General features: G+C 66.1%; 22 protein-coding genes. 6 read left to right on the top strand and 16 right to left on the bottom strand.

Annotated elements, in window-relative coordinates:
- Positions 1-16: 16 nt before the first annotated feature.
- The 7 genes from J2Y55_RS20465 to J2Y55_RS20435 all read right to left on the bottom strand — a co-directional run bounded on the left by J2Y55_RS20465 (position 17) and on the right by J2Y55_RS20435 (position 6990).
- A complete protein-coding gene (locus J2Y55_RS20465; RefSeq protein WP_310157369.1) occupies positions 17-766 on the bottom strand; it encodes an ABC transporter permease in 750 nt (249 codons plus the stop codon).
- Positions 763-1596 (bottom strand): ABC transporter ATP-binding protein, encoded by an 834-nt coding sequence (locus tag J2Y55_RS20460; RefSeq protein WP_310157366.1) that lies wholly within the window; start codon positions 1594-1596, stop codon positions 763-765. Before J2Y55_RS20460 ends, J2Y55_RS20465 begins: the two co-directional genes overlap by 4 nt.
- Before the next feature lie 11 nt (positions 1597-1607).
- Positions 1608-2597 (bottom strand): ABC transporter substrate-binding protein, encoded by a 990-nt coding sequence (locus J2Y55_RS20455; protein ID WP_310157364.1) that lies wholly within the window; start codon positions 2595-2597, stop codon positions 1608-1610.
- 96 nt (positions 2598-2693) lie between these two features.
- Complete coding sequence (locus J2Y55_RS20450; RefSeq protein ID WP_310157362.1) at positions 2694-4775, bottom strand: thymidine phosphorylase; 2082 nt, start codon at positions 4773-4775, stop codon at positions 2694-2696.
- Positions 4776-4797: 22 nt separating this feature from the next.
- Entirely contained in the window at positions 4798-5634 is an 837-nt protein-coding gene (gene nadC / locus J2Y55_RS20445; protein ID WP_310157360.1) for a carboxylating nicotinate-nucleotide diphosphorylase, read from the bottom strand.
- A 48-nt stretch (positions 5635-5682) separates the two neighbouring features.
- Positions 5683-6165: a MarR family winged helix-turn-helix transcriptional regulator gene (locus J2Y55_RS20440; protein ID WP_310157358.1), complete on the bottom strand. Its 483-nt coding sequence runs from the start codon at positions 6163-6165 to the stop codon at positions 5683-5685.
- A gap of 273 nt (positions 6166-6438) precedes the next feature.
- Positions 6439-6990: a thermonuclease family protein gene (locus tag J2Y55_RS20435; RefSeq protein WP_310157357.1), complete on the bottom strand. Its 552-nt coding sequence runs from the start codon at positions 6988-6990 to the stop codon at positions 6439-6441.
- A gap of 86 nt (positions 6991-7076) precedes the next feature.
- On the opposite strand from J2Y55_RS20435, the gene J2Y55_RS20430 reads away from it, so the two are divergent.
- Positions 7077-8594 (top strand): sensor histidine kinase, encoded by a 1518-nt coding sequence (locus J2Y55_RS20430; RefSeq protein ID WP_310157355.1) that lies wholly within the window; start codon positions 7077-7079, stop codon positions 8592-8594.
- A 472-nt stretch (positions 8595-9066) separates the two neighbouring features.
- Here the strand turns inward: J2Y55_RS20430 and ilvD are convergent, their stop codons facing one another.
- Positions 9067-10908, bottom strand: coding sequence for a dihydroxy-acid dehydratase (gene ilvD / locus J2Y55_RS20425; RefSeq protein WP_310157353.1), 1842 nt, complete (start codon positions 10906-10908; stop codon positions 9067-9069).
- A 199-nt stretch (positions 10909-11107) separates the two neighbouring features.
- Here ilvD and J2Y55_RS20420 point away from each other — a divergent pair, with 199 nt between their 5' ends.
- Entirely contained in the window at positions 11108-11989 is an 882-nt protein-coding gene (locus J2Y55_RS20420; protein ID WP_310157351.1) for a LysR substrate-binding domain-containing protein, read from the top strand.
- Between the two features lie 6 nt (positions 11990-11995).
- Here the strand turns inward: J2Y55_RS20420 and cobT are convergent, their stop codons facing one another.
- On the bottom strand, positions 11996-13027 hold the full coding sequence (cobT, locus tag J2Y55_RS20415) for a nicotinate-nucleotide--dimethylbenzimidazole phosphoribosyltransferase (RefSeq protein WP_310157349.1): 1032 nt from the start codon (positions 13025-13027) through the stop codon (positions 11996-11998).
- A 115-nt stretch (positions 13028-13142) separates the two neighbouring features.
- Between cobT and J2Y55_RS20410 the strand changes: the two genes are divergently transcribed.
- Together J2Y55_RS20410 and J2Y55_RS20405 are read left to right on the top strand one after the other, a co-directional pair.
- On the top strand, positions 13143-14015 hold the full coding sequence (locus J2Y55_RS20410) for an adenosylcobinamide-GDP ribazoletransferase (RefSeq protein ID WP_310157348.1): 873 nt from the start codon (positions 13143-13145) through the stop codon (positions 14013-14015).
- On the top strand, positions 14012-14194 hold the full coding sequence (locus J2Y55_RS20405) for a DUF1289 domain-containing protein (RefSeq protein WP_310157345.1): 183 nt from the start codon (positions 14012-14014) through the stop codon (positions 14192-14194). The genes J2Y55_RS20410 and J2Y55_RS20405 overlap by 4 nt, the downstream gene beginning before the upstream one ends.
- A 127-nt stretch (positions 14195-14321) precedes the next feature.
- On the opposite strand, the gene J2Y55_RS20400 is transcribed toward J2Y55_RS20405, so the two are convergent.
- Both J2Y55_RS20400 and J2Y55_RS20395 read right to left on the bottom strand, forming a co-directional pair.
- Positions 14322-14813 (bottom strand): GNAT family N-acetyltransferase, encoded by a 492-nt coding sequence (locus J2Y55_RS20400; RefSeq protein ID WP_310157342.1) that lies wholly within the window; start codon positions 14811-14813, stop codon positions 14322-14324.
- Between the two features lie 13 nt (positions 14814-14826).
- Positions 14827-15660: a sulfite exporter TauE/SafE family protein gene (locus J2Y55_RS20395; RefSeq protein ID WP_310157340.1), complete on the bottom strand. Its 834-nt coding sequence runs from the start codon at positions 15658-15660 to the stop codon at positions 14827-14829.
- Between the two features lie 323 nt (positions 15661-15983).
- On the opposite strand from J2Y55_RS20395, the gene J2Y55_RS20390 reads away from it, so the two are divergent.
- Positions 15984-17210 carry an SMP-30/gluconolactonase/LRE family protein gene (locus J2Y55_RS20390; protein ID WP_310157337.1) on the top strand — a complete coding sequence of 409 codons (1227 nt, stop codon included), beginning with the start codon at positions 15984-15986 and terminating at the stop codon, positions 17208-17210.
- 85 nt (positions 17211-17295) lie between these two features.
- On the opposite strand, the gene J2Y55_RS20385 is transcribed toward J2Y55_RS20390, so the two are convergent.
- The 4 genes from J2Y55_RS20385 to J2Y55_RS20370 form a co-directional block, all read right to left on the bottom strand.
- Positions 17296-18006 (bottom strand): DUF1428 domain-containing protein, encoded by a 711-nt coding sequence (locus J2Y55_RS20385; RefSeq protein WP_310157334.1) that lies wholly within the window; start codon positions 18004-18006, stop codon positions 17296-17298.
- Positions 18007-18077: 71 nt separating this feature from the next.
- Positions 18078-18827, bottom strand: a complete 750-nt coding sequence (locus J2Y55_RS20380) for a DUF899 domain-containing protein (RefSeq protein ID WP_310157331.1) — start codon at positions 18825-18827, stop codon at positions 18078-18080.
- A 107-nt stretch (positions 18828-18934) separates the two neighbouring features.
- Positions 18935-19405 (bottom strand): SRPBCC family protein, encoded by a 471-nt coding sequence (locus J2Y55_RS20375; protein ID WP_310157327.1) that lies wholly within the window; start codon positions 19403-19405, stop codon positions 18935-18937.
- Positions 19406-19494: 89 nt separating this feature from the next.
- Complete coding sequence (locus J2Y55_RS20370) at positions 19495-19839, bottom strand: ArsR/SmtB family transcription factor (RefSeq protein WP_310157325.1); 345 nt, start codon at positions 19837-19839, stop codon at positions 19495-19497.
- Positions 19840-20152: 313 nt separating this feature from the next.
- Between J2Y55_RS20370 and treY the strand changes: the two genes are divergently transcribed.
- Entirely contained in the window at positions 20153-22771 is a 2619-nt protein-coding gene (gene treY, locus J2Y55_RS20365) for a malto-oligosyltrehalose synthase (protein WP_310157323.1), read from the top strand.
- 105 nt (positions 22772-22876) lie between these two features.
- Here treY and malQ read toward each other — a convergent pair whose 3' ends face one another.
- Complete coding sequence (malQ, locus tag J2Y55_RS20360; RefSeq protein ID WP_310157321.1) at positions 22877-24943, bottom strand: 4-alpha-glucanotransferase; 2067 nt, start codon at positions 24941-24943, stop codon at positions 22877-22879.
- Positions 24944-25352: the final 409 nt, after the last annotated feature.

Below are 25352 nucleotides of genomic sequence, written 5' to 3'. Positions count from 1 at the left end.
CTCGACATCTTGGACCTCAGCGGCGCAGGCGCGATTGCAGGCGGCGGTCCAGCCGGTCGAGCGTCATGTTGACGAGCGTGACCGCGATCACGATCAGCAGCATCAGCCCGTACATCTGCCGGTTTTCGAAATTATTGTAGGCATAGGCGATGGCGTAGCCGAGCCCGTCGCCCGACAGGATGAACTCCGAGGCGATGACGCCGATGAAGGAGTAGGCCACGCTCAGCCGCGCCCCGGTGAAGAAATACGGCGCCGCCGCCGGCAGCTGGATCATCAGCGCGGTCTTGACCGGCGACAGCCGCATGATCTTGGCAGTGCGCAGCAGCACGGTCGGAATCCGGTCGAGGCCGTTCATCGTGGCGGTGATCATCGCCACGATCGAGAGCAGCACGGCGATGGCGATGATGGCGGCGCTGTTGACGCCGAACAGCACGATGAAGACCGGGTAGAAGATGAAGGTCGGGACGGCGTAGTAGCTCGCGAGATAGGGCTCGACCGCGCGCCGCAGGAAATCGCTGGCATGGATCGCGACGCCCAGCACGAACCCCGCTGCAATCGAGATCACGACCGAGATCATCACATTGGTCAGGGTCAGGGCGATCGCGCGGTTGAACTCGCCCGACCACAGGATGTCGCGGAGGCTGCCGACCATCTCGCTGGGCGGGATGATCACGGTCCTGGCGACCCAGCCCAAGGCGCAGGCCAGCTCCAGCGCCAATACGCAGGCCAGCACGACGGCCAGGGTGACGAGCGCACGATATCTCATCGCGGCCCTGCCCCTTGAGTCTGCATGTGCTTCATCGTCTCAGTACGCAGCTTCTCCCAGATTCGGCCGGTCATCTCACCGAAGCGCGGATCGGCGACGATCCGGCTGTCGCGGTCGCTGGGCCAGCCGGTCTCGATGACGTCGATGAACAGGCCCGGCCGCGCCGACATCACCCCGACGCGGTCGGCCAGCATCGCGGCCTCGTCGAGCGAATGCGTGATCAGCAGCACGGTCGCCCTGGTCTCGCGCCAGAGCCGCAGCAATTCGTCGCCCATGATCAGCCGGGTCTGCTGGTCGAGCGCGCCGAATGGCTCGTCGAGCAGGATCAGCCGCGGCTGCAGCACGAGCGTGCGTGCGATGCAGACGCGCTGCCGCATCCCGCCCGAGAGCTGCGCCGGATAAGACTGCCGGAAATCACGCAGGCCCATGAAGCCGACGGCATAATCGACGCGGCGGTCGATCTCGGCCTGGTCGATTCCGGCCCGCTTCAGGCCGAAGGCGACATTGGCCTCGACCGTCAGCCAGGGAAACGAGGCATCCTCCTGGAAGACGACGCCGATGCCGTCGGGCACGCCGGTGATCGGCTTGCCCTCGAAGCTCGCCGTGCCTTCGCTGGGCGGGTTCAGCCCCGCCAGCACGTCGAGCAGCGTCGATTTTCCGCAGCCCGACGGGCCGACGACCGAGAAGAACTCGCCCTGCCGGAGGTCGAGATCGATCGGCCCCAGCGCATGCAGCGTCTTAGCCCCGCCGGGGAAGCGGTAATGGCGCGTCACGCCCTTGAGGCTCGCGGCCGGCGGCTCCGCTGCTTTCGGCGCGCCGCGTGACGCCATGGCCAAGACCGTCATTGGTCGGCCTTGAGATCGGCCGGCAGGAAGGAGCGGTCGATCAGCGCCCCCCAATCCGGCAAGGCGGAGATTTCGCCGACGAGCTTGAGGCCCTCGCCGATCCGGTTCAGCTCGGCCATGCTGAAGGCGCCCTCGCTCCACATCTGCGGCTCGATCATGTTCAGCATCGCGACCTTGGCCAGGCCCGGGTCCATGTTGAACTGCTTGGCGACCATGTCGGAGGCGGCTTCCGGCGCGCGGTAGATCGCCTGCACGCCCATGCGGCGGCCGGCGATCAGGGCCTTGAGCTGCTCGGGCTTGGCCTTGGCGAAGTCGCGGGTGGTGATGCCGACCGAGGTCGTCATCGCCGGCAGCAGGCCCTTAGCCGCGATCACCGTGCGGTAGCGGTCCTTGCGCAGGATCGACAGCGGCTCGATCAGGACGGCGGCGGAGACTGCTCCCTGCTCCAGCATGGTCAGCCCCTGCGTATAGCCGCCCGACGCGATGCGCTGGATCTTCGAGGCGTCGATGCCCTTCGCCGCCAGCTCCATCAGGAAGACCATTTCGGAGGTCGATTTCGGCGAGGTGATCGCGACCTTCTTGCCGACGAGGTCCTCGAGGCTCTTGATCTCCGAATTCGGCATCGTCACGAGGCTGGCCTCGGCGACCGTGCGGGTGCCGGAATGGATCAGCACGACCGGCAGCCCCTGCCTGGCGGCGGCAAGGGCAGCAGCCGTGGCGACCTCGCCATAGGGCACCTCGCTCGCCAGGATGTTGCGAACGCTCGTGCCGCCGCCGCCCGAGCCGACCACGCCGGTCACGTCGATGCCGGCCTTCTTGAAATCGCCCTGCTCGATTGCAACAGCCACCGGAGCGCCATAGAGGCTGGCGCCCCATTGCGTGATCGAGATTTCGACCGCGCCAGCCTTGCCCGACAGGATCGACGTCGCGGCGAAGGCGAGCGCCCCCACCAGGGATCGAGCGCTGCTGCGTGTCCTGAAAGCCATACGATCTCTCCCGAAAATCGCCGCCCGTGCCCCGAAGCGGAGGACGCAGCCGCAGTTGGATAGACAATGCTCGTGGTCAGCAAGGTCGAGCTGTGGTCAGACCGTCTCGAAAACCTCGCTCAGCGTGATGCCCGATCGTCTCGACGACAATTCGACGGCCGCGTCCAGATCGGCCGCTCCCGTTGCGTGAATGGTGTAGAGCGCCCCGCCGGCCGCGACGTGCTGTCCGACCGATGTCGCAAGATCAATGCCTGCCGCCTTGACCGCCGGCGCGCCAGCGCTGCGCGCGACACCGGCCAGTTGCCAGCCGTCGATGGCGGCGACGCGGCCCGCCTGCGCCGCCCGCACGACATGGGTCAGGGGTCCAGGCTCGATCCGGGCGGTGCGGCCCTGCGCCGCCACGATGCTGTCGAAGCGGTCGCGCGCCGCGCCCGACGCCAGCAGCGCCTCGGCCCGCGCCCGTCCGCGGGTGGCATCGCCGATTGCGGGATCGAAGGACAGGATTTCCGCGGCGAAGGTCAGGGCTTTTTCGCGCAGATCACTGGGCGCCGCCGGGTCGCAATCCAGCACCAGGCCGACATCGCGCAACTCCAGAGCGGGCCCGATGCCGCGGCCAATCGCACTGCTGCCGTCGGTCGCCAGCGCGCGCACGGTGAGGCCGAGCCCGGCGCCGACCAGCTCGAAGACGCGGCAGAGTTCGCGGGCATCAGCCAGGGTCTTCAGCTTGGCGTTGGGGCCGTAGGGACAATCGACCGCGACATGGGTCGATCCCGCGGTCCATTTCTTCGACATGATCGAGGCGACCGACCAGCGGTTGCTGTCGAGGCCGAGCGGCCGCGTGATCGCATTGACCACGTCGTCGAGCGCGGAATGGTTGAGCCGGCCGTTCCAGGCGATGCAGGCGCCGGTCTGGCGCACGACGCGGGCGACATCGGCGGCCGTCAGGTCGACCCGGCAGGCGGCTTCCATCGCATCGGCCGTGCCCGATGCCGAGGTGATGGCGCGCGACGAGGTTTTCGGCATCAATAGCCCGTGGGCGGCGACGATCGGAACCACGATCAGGGTGATGCGGCTGCCGGGAATGCCGCCGAGCGAATGCTTGTCGACGACGATCGGCGCGTCCCAGGCGATCCTGGCCATGAAGCGGCAGCGCGCCTGGGCGACGGCGACGACCTCGACATCGTCGAGGTTCTGGATCGTCTTGACCAGGAAGGCCGAGACCTCGCTCTCGGGATAGCGATCCTCGACGATGTCGCGGAACAGCGTCTCGTATTCATCGGCGCAGAGGCGCCCGCCATCGATCTTGCGGCAGAGCAGCGCGCGGCTGCCGGGCGTCGGCGTGCGCCTGATCGACACCCTATGGCCGTCGGGCAGCGCGAGCGTATCGAAGGCCTCGGCCGACAGGCCGATCTCGTCATCGCCGAGAAATGCACCCGGCTCGACCAAGCTGACCGCGGCGCGCACGCTGCGCCCGGCGGCCATGAGCTCGATGCGCCCGCTGCCGGCATAGGTCGCGGCCGGCACCGCGCTGCTGTCCAGCGGCAGGAACGCCATATTCGTGCGGCCCGCATGGATCGGCATGCGGCGCAGCGCCATGCGCGCGGCGGCGCTCTCGATCGCCGCGACAAGCTGCGCGATCCCGGCCTCGACAGTCCCGTCATTGGCGACCGTCAGGAGCTCGATCCCATCCGGCAGCGGATCGGGGCTGCGGTCGAGGCGTTGGTCGATCTCGGCTGCGCTCTCGCGGCCACGCGCCAGGATGCGCTCGCGCAGCCTTGCGCGTGGCGCCGTGATCTCGATGACGACGAGGCGCGGCACGACGTCGATCAGCCCCGCCAAGGCCCCGCGCGAGCCATTGGCGACGACATGGCGCCCGGCCGCCAGCTCGGCGCGCAGCTCGATCGGCAGCCCATAGCTCAGCCCATGCGCCTGCCAGCGGTGCAGGAAGCCGCCGGCCGCGGCACGGCGCTCGAACTCTGCGGGAGAGACGGGCTCGTGATCCTCGCCCGGCCCTTCCACGCGCGTGATGACCCGCCGGCAGGCGACATAGCGGCCGGACGCCGCAAGAGCTGGCGCCGCAAGACCCGATGGCGCAAGAGTGGCCATCGCGCCGGCGATCAGCGTGTCCTTCCCGACACCGCTCGCACCAACAATGACGAAGAGAATGCCGGGTTTCATCGGGTTTCGTCCGCCTGCCTCGTCAGCGCGGCTCGTCGAGGCCGATATCGACCGCCGGCGCCGATTGCAGCGGCCGGCTCGTCGAGACGTAGTCGACGCCGGTCTCGGCGATCGCGGCGATCGTATCGAGCCTGATCCCGCCCGAGGCCTCCAGCGCCGCCCGGCCGTCGACCAAGAGAACGGCTTCGCGCATCGCCGGGATCGCCATGTTGTCGAGCATGATCACATCGGCGCCTGCCGCCAGCGCCTCGCGGACCTGCTCCAGCCGGTCGCATTCGACCTCGATCTTGGTCAGCGCCGGAACCTTCAGCTTCGCCCGGCGAACCGCCTCGGTGATGCTGCCGCAGACCGCGATATGGTTGTCCTTGAGCATCACGCCATTGTCGAGGCCGAGCCGGTGATTGAGCGCGCCGCCGCAGGCGGAGGCATGCTTCTCCAGCATCCGCAGGCCCGGCGTCGTTTTGCGGGTATCGAGCAGCCGCGCCTTGGTATGGGCGATGGCGGCGGCATATTTCGCAGTCTCTGTGGCGATGCCGGACAGGCGCTGGACGATGTTGAGCGCCACGCGCTCGGCGGTGAGCAGGGCCTGCGCCGGCCCGCTGACGATCATCAGCACCGCGCCCTTGTCGACGGCTTGTCCGTCCTCGACCTTCAATTCCACCTGGCAGGACGGCTCGTAGCGCGTGAAGACGGCCGCAGCGACCTCGATGCCGGCGACCGTGATCGGCTCGCGCGCATTCATGTGAAAGGTGGCGCGGGCCTTGGGATCGATCATCAGCTGGGCCGTCAGGTCGAAGAAGCCGATGTCCTCCGCCAGCCAGAGGTCGACCATGCGAAGTGCGGAGAAGCGGTCATACATGCGTCTTGCCTCACGATGCTGCGAACGGGTTGGATGCGGGGTTGCGGGTCAGAACATTTTCCTGAGAACGAAGATCGCCGCCGCCTGCTCGGCGGGATTGAGCTCCGCCAAAGTGCGGTGCGTGATGTCGCGCGCCCGGGGGATCATCTCCTCGAGCAGGGCCCGCCCCGCCGGCGTGATCGCGACCAGGACCTTGCGGGCGTCCTGGCGGTCCTTGTCGAGGGTGATGCAGCCGCGCGCGTGCAGGCGCTCGAGAATGCCGCGGATCGTGCCCTGGTCGATCGCGGTGGCGGCGATCAGATCCTTCTGGGAGGCCTGGCCCTGGCGCTCGAGGGCGCACAAGGTCGCGAACTGCACCGCAGTCATCTGCGGGTCGCCGATATGCTCCTGGAAGATCGCGAGATGCCGGTGATAAGCGCGGCGCAGCAGGTAGCCGATCTGCTCGGTGACGTCGTAAGGCTCAGGCAGCGTCGCGCGGGCGGCGCTCTCGGCGGCGTCCCGTGCCGGTCCCGACTGTCCTGACGCGAGCATGCGAGTCCTTCCGCTGGGGAGACACAGGTGCTTTTGAGAGACGTGAGTGCTGGTGAGGTGCGAGCGCTTTTGAAATCTTCGATTTATAGAGTGCACACTATTCCAGAATGAGCGTCAATAGTGCTTTTCAGCTGAGACGCTGCCGCTTACGGCAAAAATCATCCAAAAAATGGGCAGCGTGAACCAAGATGGTAATTCCGCGCCGCAGGCTGTCGACCAGAAAGAAGAGTGTACCCTATTTATAGGGTGGAACTCGCCTCTCGACGTCGTCTCCTACCGCGGATGTTCCCGCCGCCAGGTCTCGGGCCGCTCGAAGTCGAGCGCCCAGAGCCCGCGCCCGGCCGCCCTCGCCTGCTCTTCCTCGTTGCGATAGCCGCCATAGGCGACCGCCTGGCCCTGCCGCACCAGTTCGGCATTGATGTCGATCTCGCCGACGCGGCAATGGGCGAGGCCGCGGCCATAGCGATCGAGCTTGCTGATCTCGCAGGTGACGAGGCCACGCTCCAGCAAATCCGCCAAGGCGCGGCGCGCGCTGCGTCCGCAATCGACCGGCCTGCCCGCCTTGGTCATGCAGCTCTGGCGATATTCGGGCGCATCCAGCCCTTCCAGGCGCAATTCCTCGCCGTTCAGCCGCAGCGAATCGCCATCGATCGCCTGCGCCGCGCCGGTCAGCATGCGCGCAGGCCCGAGCCGATATTGCAGCACGGCGCCCGCTATCGCCAATAAACCAAGGATTCCAAGGGCGACCACGAGATCGACCAGCCGGCTGACGCGCCGCCAGCCGAAGGGGCCTGACCTGAAACGACCGAATCCGAAGCGCGCCATCAGGAAGAGCTTAACGATTTACCGACCATGATGGCGAGCCGGCGGTGCATCCTGCGCTGCCGGGCGAGGAAATTTTTGCTTCGATCATGGCGGAAGTCACGGCTGAACAGGTGCAACGCGGGCGTGGGCCCGACCCGAACGCATTGGCGCGCCGCAAGCTCGTCACGCGCGAGGTCAAATCCGTTCGCGAGCGACTGACCTCATCGACCGGACTCGAGCGCGCCTTCGACTACGAATTGCTGCGGCTATTCGCGCAATACCGCATGAACGGCACGGTCGGCACGCTGGTGCTGGCGCTTTGCATCGCGGCTGCGGCCTGCCTGTGGACACCGATCTCCAGGGTCGCGCCCTGGGTCGGCGCCGTCATCCTCAGCTCGCTGGTCATCGTGATCCTGTGTCGGCGTTTCCTGGCGCAGGAGACCGGCGATGTCCGGATCCGGCTGTGGCGCCGACTCTTTGCCCTGGCGGAAGGGGTCCATGGCTTCACCTGGTCCCTGATCCTGTTGCTGTTCGCGCAGAGCAGCGCGCCGGGCGCCAAGGTCTTCGTCACCACGACCCTGCTGATCGTCAGCGCGCTGACCGTGATGCTGTCGGCCTCGATCCCGATCGCCGTCTATGCCGGATTGCTTCCCATCACCGTCGGCATCGGCCTGTTCTTCTGGGGCCGCAGCGATATCGACAGCGTGACGATGGCGCTGATGGCGGCTTCCGCCCAGTTCTTCTTCATCTTCCTGGCCAACCGGCTCTATGCCAGCTCGGTCTCGACCATCGAATTCCGCGCCGAAAAGGACGCGCTGATCGCGGAGCTGGAAACCGCGACCGCCAATTCCGACGAGGCCAGGCGCAAGGCGGAGGAAGCCAACCTCGCCAAATCGCGCTTCCTGGCCACGATGAGCCATGAGTTGCGCACGCCGCTCAACGCGATCCTGGGCTTCTCGGAGGTGATGAAGAACGAGGTTTTCGGCGGGCACGCCAACGCCGCCTACAAGGAATATTCCGCCGACATCCACGGCTCGGGCCAGCATCTGCTCGAGCTGATCAACGAGATCCTCGATCTCTCGCGCATCGAGGCCGGCAAATACGAGCTGAACGAGGAAGCGCTCTCGCTCGCCGCCATCGCCGATGATTGCCGCCACATGCTGAACCTGCGCGCCAAGGCCAAGGGCCAGACGATCCGTGAGGCGATCGAGCCGCATCTGCCCAAGGTCTGGGCCGATGAGCGGGCGATCCGGCAGGTGGTGCTGAACATTCTCTCCAACGCGATCAAGTTCACCCCGCAGGGCGGCGAGATCTCAATCAAGGTCGGCTGGACCGCCAATGGCGGGCAATATGTCTCGATCACCGATACCGGACCGGGCATCCCGGAGGATGAAATCCCGATCGTGCTGCAGACCTTCGGGCGCGGCTCGCTGGCGATCAAGACGGCCGAGCAAGGGTCAGGCCTCGGCCTGCCGATCGTGAAGGGGCTGATCGACCTGCATAGCGGCGGCTTCCATCTGAAATCGAAGCCGCGCGCCGGGACCGAAGTGACGATCACGCTCCCGGCCGAGCGGGTGATGGATACGCTGGCGGCTCTGCCGGAACCGACGACGCGGGCGGCTTGAAGAGGCTGCCCTGAACAACACAGCGAAGCAGCGGTGAGGTCACGGCCAAAGCGTCAAACGGCCGACACCTCACCCTGCCCTCTCCTTACAAGAGAGGGTTCCCCGCGCTTGCACGTGCGCACTTTCCCTTCTCCCCCGGCGGGAGAAGGTGGCTCGGCGAAGCCGAGACGGATGAGGGGGCGCTGTGAGCTCACCGTCTGGCCTGAAACGCCGCCAACCGGAAAGGGCACGGAGCCCCCTCATCCAGCGCTGCGCGCCACCTTCTCCCGCCAGGGGAGAAGGGAAGAGCGAGCGCCTCTGGATTGCTTCGCGGAGCCTGTACTCGGGCTTGCCGAAGGCAAGACCCGGGGGCTGCGCCCGGAATGACGCAGCGGAGGTGGTCAGGACAGGGCCATTGAAATCTTTGGCTTCATCTCGGGCCAGCCTCTGAAGAGGCGAATGGCGAGAGTGCTGCCTCTCGCTCCTCCCCCCTTCAATCCACGACCCGGACCGCGCCCTTGGCGGCGCTCGTCGTCATCGCGGCATAGGCCTTGAGCGCGGTCGTGATCTTGCGCTTGCGCGGCGCGGCGGGCTTCCAGGCGTCCTTGCCCCTGGCCTCCATCGCGGCGCGCCGGCGCGCCAGCTCCTCCTGCGAGACCTGCAGGCTGATGCCGCGATTCGGGATATCGATGGCGATGATGTCGCCGTTCTCGACAAGACCGATCGCGCCGCCCTCGGCGGCTTCAGGCGAGACATGGCCGATCGAGAGGCCGGACGAGCCGCCCGAGAAGCGCCCATCGGTGACCAGCGCGCAGGCCTTGCCGAGCCCCTTCGATTTCAGATAGCTCGTCGGATAGAGCATTTCCTGCATGCCCGGTCCGCCGCGCGGCCCCTCATAGCGAATGACGACGACGTCGCCCTCCTTGACCTTGCGGTTGAGGATGCCCTCGACGGCCGCGTCCTGGCTCTCGAAGATCACCGCCGGCCCGGAGAAGCTCAGGATCGAGGCGTCGACGCCGGCCGTCTTCACGATGCAACCGTCGAGCGCGATGTTCCCGGACAGCACGGCAAGCCCGCCATCCCTGGAATGGGCATGGTCCTTGTCGCGGATGACGCCACCGGCGCGATCGAGATCGAGTTCCTCGAAGCGGCGCTCCTGGCTGAAGGCGACCTGGGTCGGCACGCCGCCCGGCGCCGCGCTGTAAAATGAGCGCACCGCCTCGCTCTGTGTGCGCGTGATGTCCCAGCGCGACAGGGCCTCGGCCATCGTCGCCGCATGGACCGTCGGCAGCGAGGTGTCGATCAGCCCGGCGCGCTCGAGCTCGCCGAGGATCGCCATGATGCCGCCAGCGCGGTGGACATCCTCCATATGGACGTTGGCCACGGAGGGCGCGACCTTGCACAGCACGGGCACGCGCCGCGACAGCCGGTCGATATCGGCCATGGTGAAGGCGATCTCGGCCTCATGGGCGGCGGCGAGCAGATGCAGCACCGTATTGGTCGAGCCGCCCATGGCGATGTCGAGCGTCATCGCGTTCTCGAAGGCCTTGAAGCTCGCGACATTGCGCGGCAGCACGGAGCTGTCGTCCTGCTCGTACCAGCGCCGGGCGATGTCGACGATCAGGTGCCCGGCCTCGACGAAGAGGCGCTTGCGGTCGGCATGGGTCGCCAGCACCGAGCCATTGCCCGGCAGCGCCAGCCCCAGCGCCTCGGTCAGGCAGTTCATCGAATTGGCGGTGAACATGCCCGAGCAGGAGCCGCAGGTCGGGCAGGCGGAGCGCTCGATCACATCGACTTCGCTGTCGGAATATTTGCTATCGGCGGCGGCCACCATCGCATCGACGAGGTCGACCTTCTTGAGCACGCCCTCGGCGATGTATTTGCCCGCTTCCATCGGCCCGCCGGAGACGAAGACGGCGGGGATGTTGAGCCGCATCGCCGCCATCAGCATGCCGGGCGTGATCTTGTCGCAATTCGAGATGCAGACCATGGCGTCGGCGCAATGGGCGTTGACCATGTACTCGACGCTGTCGGCGATGATCTCGCGCGAGGGCAGGCTGTAGAGCATGCCGTCATGGCCCATCGCGATGCCGTCATCGACCGCGATGGTGTTGAACTCCTTGGCGACACCGCCGGCCTTTTCGATCTCTCGGGCGACGAGCTGGCCGAGATCCTTGAGATGGACATGGCCCGGCACGAACTGGGTGAAGGAGTTGACCACGGCGATGATCGGCTTGCCGAAATCGCTGTCCTTCATGCCGGTGGCGCGCCAGAGGCCGCGCGCGCCGGCCATGTTGCGGCCCTTGGTGGTGGTGTCTGATCTCAGCTTCGGCATGATTCACCCTCTCCGCCCGGGAGACTGGACGTCAAAATATCGCCGGCACGCTAATCGCTGTGCTGCCTCCCTCAAAATTGAATTCCTCGATTTCCAAGATCGGCATTGCCGATCATAGGTGGCTGGAGACGGCCCGCCGGAGTTGGCATAACGGGCTAGGCCGGCGGTTTCGACGGCAGGCGCGTCGGGAAGACACCGCATGATCCGCAACATCGACATCGACCTGATGCGCTGCCTGGTGACCATCGCCGAAAAGGGCAGTTTTACGCGCGCCGCGGCAGCGCTGTTCCGCAGCCAGTCGACGATCAGCTCGCAGGTGCGTCGGCTGGAGGAGCTGGTCGGCCACACCTTGCTGCAGCGCTCGCCCCATGAGGTGGCGCTGACGCGCGCCGGCGAGGATTTCCTGGGCTATGCGCGCCGCATCGTGGCCTTGCATGACGAGGCGCTCGACGTCGCCGATGCGCAGAGCGTGAGCGGGCCGGTGCGGCTGGCGGTGATGGACGACTATGCCACGATCGTGCTGCCGGAGACGCTCGCCCGCTTCGTGCGCTCCCATCCCGATGTCGAGCTCGAGGTCACGACCGGCTTCACTCGCGATCTGCTGACCAGGCTCGGCGAAGAGTTCGACCTCGTGCTCACCACCCAGAAGCAGGGCGACGGGCGCGGCGAGGTGCTGCGCAGCGAACGGACGCTCTGGGCCTGCTCCGACCGGCATGGCCTGTCACTGGAGGAGCCCCTCAAGCTGGCTCTGCTCAGCGCCCCCAACATGTACCGGGAATGGGGGCTTGCCGCCTTGAACGCGGCGGGGCTGAGCTGGCGCATCCTGTTCAGCAGCTCCAGCATCGGCGCGGTCGAGGCCATGGCGGCCTCGGGCGCCGCCGTGACCATCGTCAAGGCCGGCACGGCGCGGCCGGGCCTGCGCTTGCTCGACGCGAACGACGGCCTGCCGGCCCTGCCGGCCTCCGAAATAGCGCTGCACATGGCGCCTGGCCGCGCCAGCCCCGCCATGCGAGCGCTACGCGACTTCCTGCGGCAGGCGCTGACGCAAGGCGGCGACGAGAGCGGCCAGGGCGAAGCCTGACGAGGCTCAGGCCTCCGCCGTCCTCTTCCCCGCCACACCAGCCTGGGCGAAGGTCGCCATGCCGGAATGGATTGCGGCCGCGGCCTTGACCAGCGAGGCGGCGAGCGCCGCCCCCGTGCCCTCGCCCAGCCGCATGTCGAGCGCCAGCAGCGGCTGCTTGCCGAGCCGGGCCAGGACCTGCGCATGCGCGCCCTCGGCCGAGAGATGGCCGGCGAGGCAATGGTCGATCGATGACGGCTCCAGCGCGTGCAGGATCGCGGCGGCGGCGGTGACGACATAGCCGTCGAGAATGACCGGGATGCGCTGCGAGCGCGCGGCGATGATGGCGCCGCAGATCGCCGCGATCTCGCGCCCGCCGAAGCGGCGCAGGACCTCGAGCGGGTCGCCGAGATGGGCTGCGTGCAGGGCAAGCCCCGTCTCGACGGCGGCGACCTTGCGCTTCAGACCGGCGTCGTCGACGCCGGTGCCGCGGCCGCACCAGATCGCGGCATCGCCGCCATAGAGCGCGGCATAGATCGCGGCTGCCGAGGTGGTGTTGCCGATGCCCATCTCGCCGAGGCAAAGCAGATCGGCCCCGCCCGCGAGCGCCTCCATGCCGAAGGCCATGGTGGCGACGCAGGCGCGCTCGTCGAGCGCATCGCCTTGCGTGAAATCGCCGGTCGGCAGGTCGAGCGCGAGGTCGAAGACCTTGAAGCCGATATCGAAGGCCGCGCAGATCTGGTTGATCGCCGCGCCGCCGGCGGCGAAATTCTCCAGCATCTGGCGCGTCACCGCCTGCGGAAAGGCGGAGACGCCTTGCGCCACCACGCCATGATTTCCGGCGAAGACGCAGACCAGCGGCCGGTCGACGCGCGGGATCGGCTTGGCCTGCCAGGCGGCGAGCCATTCGGCGATCTCCTCCATGCGGCCGAGGCTGCCAGCGGGCTTGGTCAGCTCCTTGTCGCGGGCACGCACCGCATTGGCCGCGGCCATGTCGGGGCCGGGCATGGCGGCGATGAGCTCTCGGATATCGTCGAAGGGCAAGCCGGAAGCGGGCATGGGCGTCTCGTCGGGCGATGCGGAGATGGGCGCCGGGCGCTTCGCCATGGCGGCCGGCTCGCCGCTGCTGCTATAGGCTCGGACGCATGAAGACAATCGAGGACAACGAGACGGCATGAGCGAGACGCAGGCCGAGAGCGCAAACACCCGGCAAGGCGAGCCGTCATCTCAGGACAAGCTGACTTGGCCGGGCTGGCTGGCGGCAACCGCGATCTGCGTGCGCTTCTATTCGCGGCTGCCGTTTCCGCGCCTGGCGCGCGAAGGTGACGTCCACGCCATGCCGGATTTCCGGCTGGTGCCGCGCGCCCTGCCGCTCGCCGCTCTCCTCATCGCGCTGCCCGCCGCGCTGCTCCTGCTGGGCGCGGGCCTTGCCGGCATCAACCCGACGCTTTCCGCCGCGCTCGCCATCACCGCGCTCGCGCTCACCACGGGAGCCTTCCATGAGGACGGTCTCGCCGACGCCACTGATGGGCTGTTCGGCGGACATACCCCGGAGCGGCGCCTGGAGATCATGAAGGACAGCCGCGTCGGCACTTTTGGGGCGATGGCGCTGGGATTGTCGCTGCTGCTGCGGGTCACCGCGCTGGCCGCGATCCTGGCCGCGGCCGGCCCCTGGGCGGCGGCCGGCGCCGTCCTCATCGCCGCGCCCTGGTCGCGCACGGAGGGCATCTATCTGCTCGCGACCGAGAAACCGGCGCGCATGGAGGGGACGTCAGTGGCGGTCGGCCGGCCGACGGGACGCACCGCCCTGATCGCATTTTGCCTGTCGGCTGTCTTTGCGATCGCTCTCGACACCTTGCTCGCCTTGCCCCCCTTCGGCCTGGTACTCGGCTGGTTCCTCAGCTTCGGCACCGGGGCGGTCTTCAAGCGGCTCTGCCGCCGCCTGATCGGCGGGCAGACCGGCGATATCGTCGGCGCGATGCAGCAGCTCTCGGAAATCGCGATCTATCTCGGCTTCGCGCTGATGCTGGGTGCGGCCAAGCTGTGACCACCGCGTCGAGTCCCTGCATCAAGGTCTGCGTGATCGACCCCGCCAGCAAGCTCTGCCAGGGCTGCGGCCGGACGCTCCGGGAAATCGCGCAATGGGCCGGCATGAGCGAGGCGCAGCGGCTGGCGGTGATGGCGCTGCTGCCGGAACGCATGCGGGCGCAAGCCGATCGAAACTGAACATCCGCGACCCGTCATTGCGAGGAGCGAAGCGACGAAGCAATCCAGAGGACCGGGTAGGACGCCTCGCCCAGTCCCCTGGATTGCTTCGCTCCGCTCGCAATGACGGATGCGGTACCGAGCGGGCTTATTCCGGCCCTGCCGCCGTCGCAACGAGCGCTTCGCCCGCCAGCCGATAGAAGATCTTCTCCCGCTGCGCGACCGCGCCCAGGCTTTCATAGAAGCGCAGCAATTCAGGATTGGCGGCGTCCGCCGTCCAGTCGAGACGCTTATGGCCGCGCACTAAGGCGAGGTCGGCAAGGGCGCGCATCAGGGCGCGGCCGATGCCGGCTCCGCGCGCCTCACGCGCCACGTAAAGCTCCTTCAGGAAGAAGCCCGAGGTCAGGCCGGGGCCCGGATAGATCGCCGCGGCCGCGGCGAAGCCGAGCAGCGCCGCCCCGTCCCCAGCGATCAACAGCTCGACGCCGGCCGGCGGCGAGGCGATGCCGGCCAGGATCTGCGCCGGCTCCGGGCACGGCACACGGTAATGCCCCTGCATCTCGACCATCAGCGCCACCAGCGCCGGATGGTCGGCTTCCGTGAGAGGACGAATGCGGATTTGCCGGGTCTGAACAGCCATCATCCGCTCCCCTTCAGACAAGCAGCGACCAGAGGAAACGCGCGGCGATGACCAGCAGGAACAGCCCGAAGGCCACCTCCAGCTTGCGCTTCGAGAGCCTATGCGCCAGGCGCGCGCCGATCGGGGCCGTCCAGATCGAGGTCGGGATGAAGAGCAGGAAGCCGATGAAGGAGACATAGCCGAGCGAGAGCGGCGGCAGCACGTCCATCTTCGGCCAGCCGGCATAGATGAAGCCGAGCGCGCCGGGGATCGAGATCAGCACGCCCAGCCCCGAGGAGGTCGCGACGGCCTGGTGGATCGGGCGGCCATAGAAGGTCATGAACAGGCTCGATAATTGGCCGCCGCCAATGCCCATCAGGGCCGAGAGCACGCCGATGACGCCGCCATAGACCGTCATCAGCGGCCTGCCCGGCATCTCGGAGCCGAGCTGCCAGCGATCCGAAGCGAAGAGCAGGCGCATGGCGCTGGCGACCGCGACGACGACGAAGACGATCTTGAACAGATCAGGCGGCGCGAAGCGGGCGACATAGCTGCCGAGGAGGACGCCGAGCACGACCGGAACGGCCCAGATCCTGAGGATGTCGAGATCGACCAGCCCCTTGGCGCGATGGGCGTTGAAGGAGCGGATCGAGGTCGGGATGATGATGGCGAGCGAGGTGCCGACGCAAAGCGGCATGCGCACCTCTTCGGGCACGCCGATGACGCGGAAGACCTCGTAGAGCACGGGTACGATGACGGCGCCGCCGCCGACGCCGAAAAGGCCTGCGAGCACGCCGGTGAAGGCGCCTGCGACGACGAGCGAGACGGCGAGGAAGACGAGATCGCCGATCGGTATTCCAGCAAACATGGGATGAGCCCGGTGATTTCCAGGTGCATCCTGTGGGCGATTTCGCCTGCGACGGCAAGGCGCCTGCGGCAGAGCCGGCATGCCAGGACAGGAGCCGGGCAAGGAGTGGGGCAAGCAAGAGCCGGACCGTGGCGAGGCTCATCGCATGCGGTGGTGGCAAGGCAGCCCCGCTGCCATGAGGGCTCGACCGAGCGCAACAGCGCGGCCGATCCTGAGGCGGCACTGCTGCAACCCATCATCGGAAAGGATCAGAGACCACTCGGAGAGGCCGTGCAGCAGCCGGACTAAATCGTTTCAATCAATAAAAATTGAGGGAGGTTATGATGACAGACCCCTATGAAGCGACATCCCAGCAAGGCGCGCTTTCGCGGCGAGCCCTGATCAGGGCGACCGGCGCCGGCATGCTCGCCGCGGCAGCCGGCCCCGTTCTGGCGCAGACTGCAGCCAGCCCCGCCGCACCGCCCACCACCATCACCAATCCGCCGCGCGATTTCAGCCCGCGCGGCGCGCCTACGACCTATTTCTGGGACCCCGACATCATCGCGGTCGATCCCTCCTTCAACGGTCTGGCGCAGCCCAACAGCGCCATCAAGCGGCTCTGGACCGGCGGGCTCTGGGTCGAGGGGCCGGCCTGGAACGCGCAGGGGCAATACCTGGTCTGGAGCGACATCCCGCGCAACCGCCAGATGCGCTGGATCGAGGATGACGGGCATGTCAGCGTCTTCCGCGCGCCATCGGGCAACAGCAACGGCAACAGCTTCGATTTCCAGGGCCGGCAGCTCTCCTGCGAGCATCTCAACCGCCGCGTCGTGCGCTATGAGCTCGACGGCTCGGCGACCGTGCTCGCCGACGCTTTCCAGGGCAAGAAACTGAACTCGCCCAACGATATCGTCGCTCATCCAGACGGCAGCTACTGGTTCACCGATCCGCCCTATGGCGGCCAGCTCTATGAGGGTGCACCGGACGCGGCCGGCGGCCCGAGCAACGCCAATGGCAAGATCAATCCGCGGCTCGGCCAGCTGCCCGGCATCGGGCTGGCGAAGCGCGAATTGCCGACCAACACCTACCGGCTCGACCCGAGCGGGCGCCTCGACATCGTCGCCACCGAGCAGCAGGTGCCCGACCCCAACGGCCTCGCCTTCTCGCCCGATTTCAAGAAGCTCTACATCGCCTCGACCGGCAAGGGCCCGGGCGACACCGGGCCGGGCGGCAAGGGCGACATCCACGTCTTCGACGTCGGCGCCGACAACAAGCTCTCGAACCAGAAGCTCTTCGCCGATTGCATGATCGACGGCATCAATTGCGGGCCGGACGGCTTGCGCTGCGATGTCGAGGGCAATCTCTGGGCTTCGTCCAATGCCGGGCGCAATGTCGGTTATAACGGCGTCACGGTGTTCAACCCGGCCGGCAAGGTGATCGGCCGGATCAGGCTGCCTGAGGTCTGCGGCAACATCTGCTTCGGCGGCCCCAAGCGCAACCGGCTGTTCATGGCCGCGAGCCAGTCGATCTACGCGGTCTATCTTGCGACGCAGGGAGCCGGGCCGGGCTGAGCCGGCCTGACGGCACTTATGGAAGGAGCCCCGGGGCGTGTTGCTCCGGGGCTTCTGCGTCATTCCGGCAGCAAAGCAGACGTCCTTACGCGTCGAGGATCGGGGCGAAGCCGCCATGGATCAGGCGCTTGCCGTCGAAGGGCATCTCGCGCTGCATCCGCGGATCGGCCATGACCTTCTGCCAGCCGGCATCGCGGACCTGCTTTGAGGGCCATTCGATCCAGGAATAGACCACCTTCTCGTCGCCCGTCGCCTTCACCGCCCGCTTGAAATCGGTGAGCTTGCCGTCGGGGACATCCTCGCCCCAGCTGTCGACGACGCGAGCAGCGCCGTGTTCGCATAAAATCGCGCCATGATGCCTGGCGAAGTCGCGATAGGCCTCCTTGTTGCCGGTTGGAACCGCCGCGACCATGCCGTCGACATAAGCCATGCCGCCAAGGGCGCCCTGCTGGGCCAGCGAAGCGAAACCGCCATAGATCATGCGCTTGCCATCGAAGGGCATCGACGCGCCCATCTCCTTCATGCGCGGATCGCTCATCATCTTCTCATTTGCGGCGTTGGCGACGGCCTTGTCGGGAAATTCGAGCCAGGAGAAGACGACGACCTCGTCTGGTGTCGCCTGCACCGCGCCCTTGAAGTCGGTCAGCTTGCCGTCGGGGATGTCGTCGCCCCAGGCCTCGACGATGCGGGTCGCGCCGAACTCCCTGAAGATCGGGGCGGCATCAGCGGCATGCTTGCGATAGGCCTCCTTGTTCGCGGCCGGAACGGCGACGACGAATCCCTGCACATAGGTCATGGCTTCACTCCCATAGGTTCGAGGCGGGTTAGAGCAATTCCGATCTGATTGGATCGTTCAGTTGCGCGGGCTCAGCCGCAGCAGGCGCTCGCGGTCGCCGGCTCGGGGACTCCCTTCGCGGCGGGTTTGTTCTCGTAGCGATCATGATGGCGCATCCAGTCCATGATCGTCGTCTCGTTACGGCCCTTCGGCATCATGTCGAGAAAGTTGTTCGCACCGATCAGCAGGTCGCCGCCGCGCGCATAAGTCGAGTAGGTGTGGAAGATCTCGCCGGCCTCGTTGCGATAGAACACGCTGAAGCCCGGCATCTCGCCGCCCTCCCCGTCATGCGTCTCGTAATTGTACTCGTAGCGTCCCGCAGCGCGCTCGGCTGGGCTCGGCGAGACGTGGAAGTCGTAGTTGAAGTCGCAGCCCTCCGAGGAGACCCAGGCGAAATCCCAACCCATGCGCCGCTTGAAGGCCTGGAACTCGGCGAAGGGCGCGCGCGAGACCGCCACCAGGCTGACGTCATGATGCTTCAGATGGAGATTGGCGCCGTCGAAATGGTCGGCGAGGAAGGAGCAGCCCGGGCAGCCCTCGGTCCAGCCCGGCCCGAACATGAAATGATAGATCAGGAGCTGGCTGTTGGCGCCGAACAGATCGGCCAACGTCAGACGGCCACCCTGCCCCTCGAAGGCATAGTCCTTGTCGACCCTGACCCAGGGCAAGGCGCGCCGCTCGGCGCTGAGCGCGTCGCGCTGCCGGGTGAAGGCCTTTTCGCGGGCGAGATGCGCCTTGCGGGCTAGGAGCCATTCATCGCGGGATACGACTTGATGTTGCATCGTCTCGTCTCCTTTGTTGGTTTGGTTTTTTTGGTTGGGCCGGGCTTTTCGTCGACAGGGCTTTGCCCGGCCGGCTTCCTCCAAGCTGTTCCCGATCGCCTGCGCGGTCAGGCGAACAACGCCTCCAGCTTGACCATCGAGCCGGTCCAGCCATGGGTGTGGCCCTTGACCGCCTGCTCGTCGAAGAGCTGCTCATGCAGCAGCGTCAGGATGGTGATGTCGCCATCGGGCTTCAGCGTGACCGTGACGCGCGAGACGCGCTCGGGCGTCGTCACCCAGGACCAGCTGAAGACCAGCCGCTCATTCGCGACGACCTCGTGATAGGCGCCCGAAACCTGATGCCGCTCGCCGGTGTTTTCGAGCATCACGATGCGGTAGACGCCGCCCACGCGGACATCGAGCTCGGCCTCCAGCGTCTCGACGTTCTCCGGCCCGAACCAGCGCGTCAGCAGCTTGGGATCGGTCCAGGCCCGATAGACCTCGGCGGGGCTGGCATTCAAGCGCCGCTTCATCGTCAGGCTCGGAGTGGTCTTGGTCGGATTGATCTTGGTCGGAGTGGTCTTGGCTCGAGCGTCCATCGCATCGCCTCCCGGCGCGTTTCTTGTTTCAGGCGCGGCCCTCGTTGGGGCGTCGTCTTTCAGCGGTTCGCGTTCAGGTCTTCTCTCTTTCACGTCTTCTCTTGGCGCTGCGCGTTCAGCATCGCCTCCAGCGCATCGAGGCGCTGCGTCCAGAACCGTTGGTAGCGCGCGAGCCAGCCCATCGCCTCCTCCATCGGTTCCGCGTTGAGGCGGCACGACACCGTGCGCCCCTGCTTCGAGCGCGTGACCAGCCCGGCATCGGAGAGCACGTCGAGATGTTTCATGATCGCCGGCAGCGAGACCGGAAAGGGCCGCGCCAAGTCGCTGATCGAGAGCCCGTCCTCCCCCTCGAGACGCGCCAGCAGCGCCCGCCGCGTCGGATCGGACAGAGCGGAAAAGGTGCGGTCGAGCTGCGCCTCTTGAAACTTAACCATTGAGTTAAGTTTAGGGCGGCGACACGACGCCGTCAAGGCTCACGTCTCGCATGGGCAAGAAAGCCTGTAGGGAAGCCCAAGGTTTGCGACTGTTGAGCACAAGTGCAGCAAACTGCGCCAGCGCGCTGTCCGAGCGCAACGCGCGCAACGAAACGATCGACACCGCCTTCAAACGCATCGCCATTCGCGCGTCGCCCTTGGTCGCGTACGCGGCTGAGCCCATTCGGTCGGCAGCGTCCCGCGGAGGAACAAGCAGCGCCATTCGCCGTTCAAATTGCGGTCGTGTTCGCGGCTGCAAACTTGAAAGGCGATGATGACGAACGCGCCCCACGGCTCCATCGCAGCGTCGAGATCGACTCCAAATTCAACCTATCGCCTGCAGTTCCATAAAGGCTTTCCCTTCTCGGCCGGACGGGATCTCGCCGCCTATCTCGAGGAACTCGGGGTCAGCCATGTCTATTCCTCGCCTATCCTGACGGCGCGAGCCGGCTCGATCCATGGCTATGACGTCGTCGACTACGACGCGGTCAATCCAGAGCTCGGCGGCGAAGCGGACTTTCGTTCGATGGCGGAGGTTTTGCGCCGCCGGAACATCGGAATTATCCTCGACATCGTGCCAAACCACATGGCGGTCGGCGGCGCGGACAACAGGCTTTGGCTCGATCTGCTGAAGCATGGCCGCAACAGCGCCTATGCCTCCTGGTTCGACGTGGACTTCGATTGTCCTGATCCGGAACTGAACGGAAAGGTTCACGCACCCTTCCTGGGAACGCCGCTTCGCGAGGCGCTCGCGTCGAACGCGCTTTCACTTGTCGCCCATGGCAGCGGTTACGCCGTTGCCTACGGCGAGCATCTCTTCCCGATCCGCCCGGACGATGAGGAGGAGATCGCGAAAGCCGGGATTGCCGCCTATCGCGATGCCACCGTGCTGGGTGGCTTGATCCAGCGACAGAACTTCGTGCTCGACTGGTGGCGCAATGCAGGCGACCGGATCAACTGGCGCCGCTTCTTCGATATCACCCAGCTGGCCGCGGTACGGATGGAGGAGCCGGCGGCGTTCGCCGCGAAACATGCGGTTGCGCTGCGCCTCTATCGCGAAGGCCTGATCGACGGCCTGCGGATCGACCATGTCGATGGGCTCGCCGATCCCGCCGGCTATTGCCTTGAGCTGCGCAGGCAGTTGGATGATTTGCACCAGCAACGGCCGCAGGAGCTGAGCCATGAGCGCGCATGGCTGATCGTCGAGAAAATTCTCGCGCCGGGGGAGCCTATCCCGGCTGGCTGGGACGTGGACGGGTCGACCGGTTACGATTTCATGGACCAGGTGTCGGCCTTCCAGCACCAATGCGCCGCAGCTCCGGAATTGGCTGCGAACTGGGCGGCGATCAGCGGACGGCTGCGCGATTTTCACGGCGAGGAGGAAATCGCGCGCCACGAGATCCTGTCCCACAGCTTCGATGGGCAGCGCGAGCGGTTGGTCGACGCCCTGGAGGAAGCGGGCGCCGGACATCGCGCTGGCGAGGGCCTGACGCGCGCGGCTCTACGGAGAGCTGTCACCAGCCTCATAGCCCAATTGCGGGCCTATCGCAGCTATGCGACCGGTCGGGGTGACGGCGCAGCGGCTGGCCCGCCTTTCGAGGTCGCTCTGAAAGCGGCCCTGGCCTCACCCCTCAATGATCCTCCTGCCCTGCACTTGATCGCCTCCGTGCTTTCCGGCGAGGGCGTTGAAACCACGCGTCCTTCACGCATAAGGGCGATCCGCCGCTTCAATCAGCTGAGCGCGCCGCTTGCCGCAAAGGCTGTCGAAGACACGGCGTTTTATCGCTATGGGCGCCTCCTTTCACGCAACGACGTGGGCTTCGATGCCGGGCTTCTGGGGCTGCACGGCGATGCATTTCACGCGCTGATGCAGACACGTGCGGAAGTGACCCCGCATGCCATGTTGGCGACCGCGACGCACGACCACAAGCGCGGTGAGGATGTTCGCGCGCGTCTGGCGGTGGTCAGTGAAATCCCGCGAGAGTGGATCGCTGCTTCACAACGGTGGAGCGAGCTGAACGCGCCAATTCGTCCGGCAGAATTGGATCCGGGCGACGAGTACATGGTCTACCAAATGCTCATTGGCGCCTGGCCGCTGAACCTGACGGTCGGAGATGCCGGGGGGTTAGCGGAGTTTGCGGAGCGGTTGGTGGCGTGGTCGCGCAAAGCCCTGCGCGAAGCCAAGCTTCGCTCTGGCTGGGCCGCGCCCGATCGGACCTATGAAGCAAGCGCAGCTGACTTCATCTCAACCGCATTGACGCCATCGCGCAGCGCGGCGTTCTTGTCCGATGTCGAGGCTTTCGTCGAACGTGTCGCGCGCCCAGGCGCTCTGAACGGGCTGGTCCAGCTGGCACTGAGGGCGACCGTGCCGGGCGTCCCCGACACCTATCAGGGGACGGAGTTTTGGGATTTCAGCCTCGTCGATCCAGATAATCGCCGGCCGGTGGATTTCGCGGCCAGACGGATCGCATTGTCGCAGCATCTCACGCTTGATCTTCTGGCCGAGACCTGGCGCGACGGGAGGATCAAGCAGGCCGTGCTGCGCAAGCTGCTCGCCTTTCGCAAGGCCGAGCCCGAGCTATTTTCAAACGGGGGCTATGACCCGCTGAGAGTCCATGGAGCGCGGGCTGAAAGCACGATCGCCTTCATGCGCCGGCATCGAGACAAGGCCGTGTTGGTCGTCGCAGCACGGGCCTGCTCACAAGGCGTGAGTGCGTCTGACCGACTTGTCCCCGATCCGGGCTGGTGGGGAGATACCCACATCGCCTTGCCGACGATGCCGTCGCATTCTCGCGCTGTCCTGGGGCCCGAGATTGCATTTGGCGATCGCCTCGCTTTGCAGGAAGTCTTGCCCGTCGTGCCAGTCGGCGTCTGGGCCTTGCGATACAGCTAAAGCATTTTCGAGCGGAGTGGACACCGGCTCGCGTGAAGACAACGCGTTGAAACAAGGAGCTCGAGCCTTTCCGCGGCTCGAGGAAGCGCAGGAATGCTCTGGAACTCAGCTTTCGGCTCTTCGCGGCGGACCAAGGTGAGCCAGCCGACGACGGACGTCCTCGTCATCCAGCAAGGCTGCGGCGTCACCTTGAAGCCGGTGGCGCCAGTTCGGCTTTTCAGTTGTGGTGCCGGGGACGTTTGGCTGGGCGTCGATACCCAGCGCATCCTCGATGGACAGCAATTTGAGGGTGCATGGCGTCTTGGCGACAAAGCGTATCGCGGCGTCGACGACGCTTGAGGGGTTCTCCGGCGCAGGGCGTTCGCCATCGACAAGGGCGGCATTGTTGAATGCGCCCCACATAACTCCCCTATCCCACGCACGTATGCCCTGGTGGTCGACGCCGTCGTCGCTCGGTTCAAGATCGGCCCCGCGCCACCATCCTGCAGTGGGCATCAAATCATGTGTGGTGGTCAGGGCAGCCGCGGCGGGATCCCATTCCTCCGGCGGAATGTAGCCGTGTTCAGATTTCTCAAAGCGGAGAACCCGCAGGCCCGCGACCCCCTGCTCGCGAAGATAATCTCTAAACCCATCCGGCAGGGTGCCAAGGTCCTCGCCTATAACGATGGCCCTGTGCCGCCAGGATTCGAGTGCGATCAGTCGAAACAGCGTCTCGGAGGGGAAGTTCACATACGCACCATCCAGCGCGCTCGCGCCTTCAGGGACAAGCCAAAGCCGGCTCATGCCCATGACATGGTCGATACGGATGCCGCCGACATAACGAAGACTCGCGCGGAGTGTCTCGATGAAGGGCGCAAAGCCCGATGCCGCAAGCCCGCGCGGCGAGAAGGTCGTCAACCCCCAGCTCTGCCCTTCCGCCGAATAGTAGTCTGGCGGAGCGCCGATGCTGAGGCCGCCCAGGACCTCATGCTGGCGGCTCCAGGCATGGCTCCCTGATCCATCCATTCCGATAGCAAGGTCGGCGATAAGCCCAACCTTCATTCCGCTCTCGCGGCAGGCCCGCTGGGCCTCGCCATAGGATCGCCCGGTCAGCCATTGCAGGAAGACCTGATAGGCAACGTCATCGGCATGCTCCAACGCAAAAGCTGCAACCTCTGCGCTTTCCGGATCACGGTAGGCCGTCTCCCAATCGCGCCAATTCCAGGCGCCGGGTTCCCGGCCCAGCTGTCGCGCATGCAAGACTTCAAACGTTGCATGCGCTCGCAAGAGTGGAGAGGTGTTGGCCAGGGCAAGCTCGAAGTCGGCGCGGATGGGATCGGCGGCGAGCCCCGGATCTCGCAGCGCCTTGAACAGACCCCGCAAGAGCGTTTGACGCAAAGGAGTTGCTGCAATCCAGTCAACCTGGGCCAGGTTCGACAGATGCGTCATCTGCTCGGTGAGACCGGCCTTCTCCATGACGTTACGGAAAAGCCCCTCCGGCAATACGGCTTCAGGATCCGCGTGCAAGGGGTTGTAGAAAAGCCGCGTCGATGGAGAGTATGGGCTGAAATGGCGTGGCTCGACGCCATAGAGGGCGTGAACGGGGCTGATAGCCAAGGCATCTGCCCCCTGCTCGGCGGAACGACGCGCAAGTTCGGCAACGCCGGCAAAGTTACCGATTCCGCCGTCGCTCTGGCTTCGCAGCGAGTAGATTTGCGCAGCAAGCCCCCACCCGGGCGCACCGCCATTCAAATCGGCAAATGTGATGCAGCGCTCAGGAGCCGTTGCGACGGTAAAATCACCCACTGCAGTCCGCACAGTGTGGTAGCCCGGTTCGTCGAATGGGGGCAACGTTAGAGCGCCATCATATCCGTCCTCGGAGAGAACAACCCGATGAGCTCCGCTTTCGAGCACGATCTCGATAACGGATCCGCCTGGGGCGTGCAGCGGCAAGCTGACGGGTTGGCCCACGCGAGCTGTCGTGAATAGCGAAGCAGCGACAGGGCTGACACCGCTTTCGACAAGCGACAGCGAGTTTCGCAGCGCTGAATCGGTATCTGCCGGGAGACCCAGCGCGGCAAGAATGGCTCTCAGCGTTTCGGGTGTGACCGCTCGCTCACGACCGGCTTGATCGGTCCAATACGGCACAACGCCGGCCTTGATCGCCAGCTGTTGCAATGTGTCGTCACTCATGCGGGCCCCGCCACTCGTTTGATGAGGCCTTGGGCCCGGTTGCGTAACAACGGAGTCCGTTAGCGCGCGTGAGCGGTACGATCCGGAGCGATCATGGTCTTGGTCGCAGCACTTTGAGGTGCAAGCGGCGCCCGCGTCGGAGCGCCAATGCAATTGACGCACTCCCAAGCGTCGATGGCTTCGCTCAGCTCGGCCTGTCTAAGAACGTTCCGCTTCGGCGGCGTCGTGGCCAAGATCGACATCATTTCGTCGATGGCCTGGTGATGCTCCAACGCGCTTCTGATCATCATAAGTTCGGCCTCCTGGTCCCCGTTCAACTGATCCCGGCAACGATCTGTTCCAAGGCATCGCAGCATATTTCGAGCCGAGGACATTCGCAGATTTGAACTGTTTGCAACGATGGAACGGC

The organism is Allobosea sp. BE125, from assembly GCF_031456075.1.
Classification (GTDB): domain Bacteria; phylum Pseudomonadota; class Alphaproteobacteria; order Rhizobiales; family Beijerinckiaceae; genus Allobosea.
Note: the sequence above shows the minus strand (reverse complement) of the source record. Positions and strands in the feature narration are given on the sequence as shown.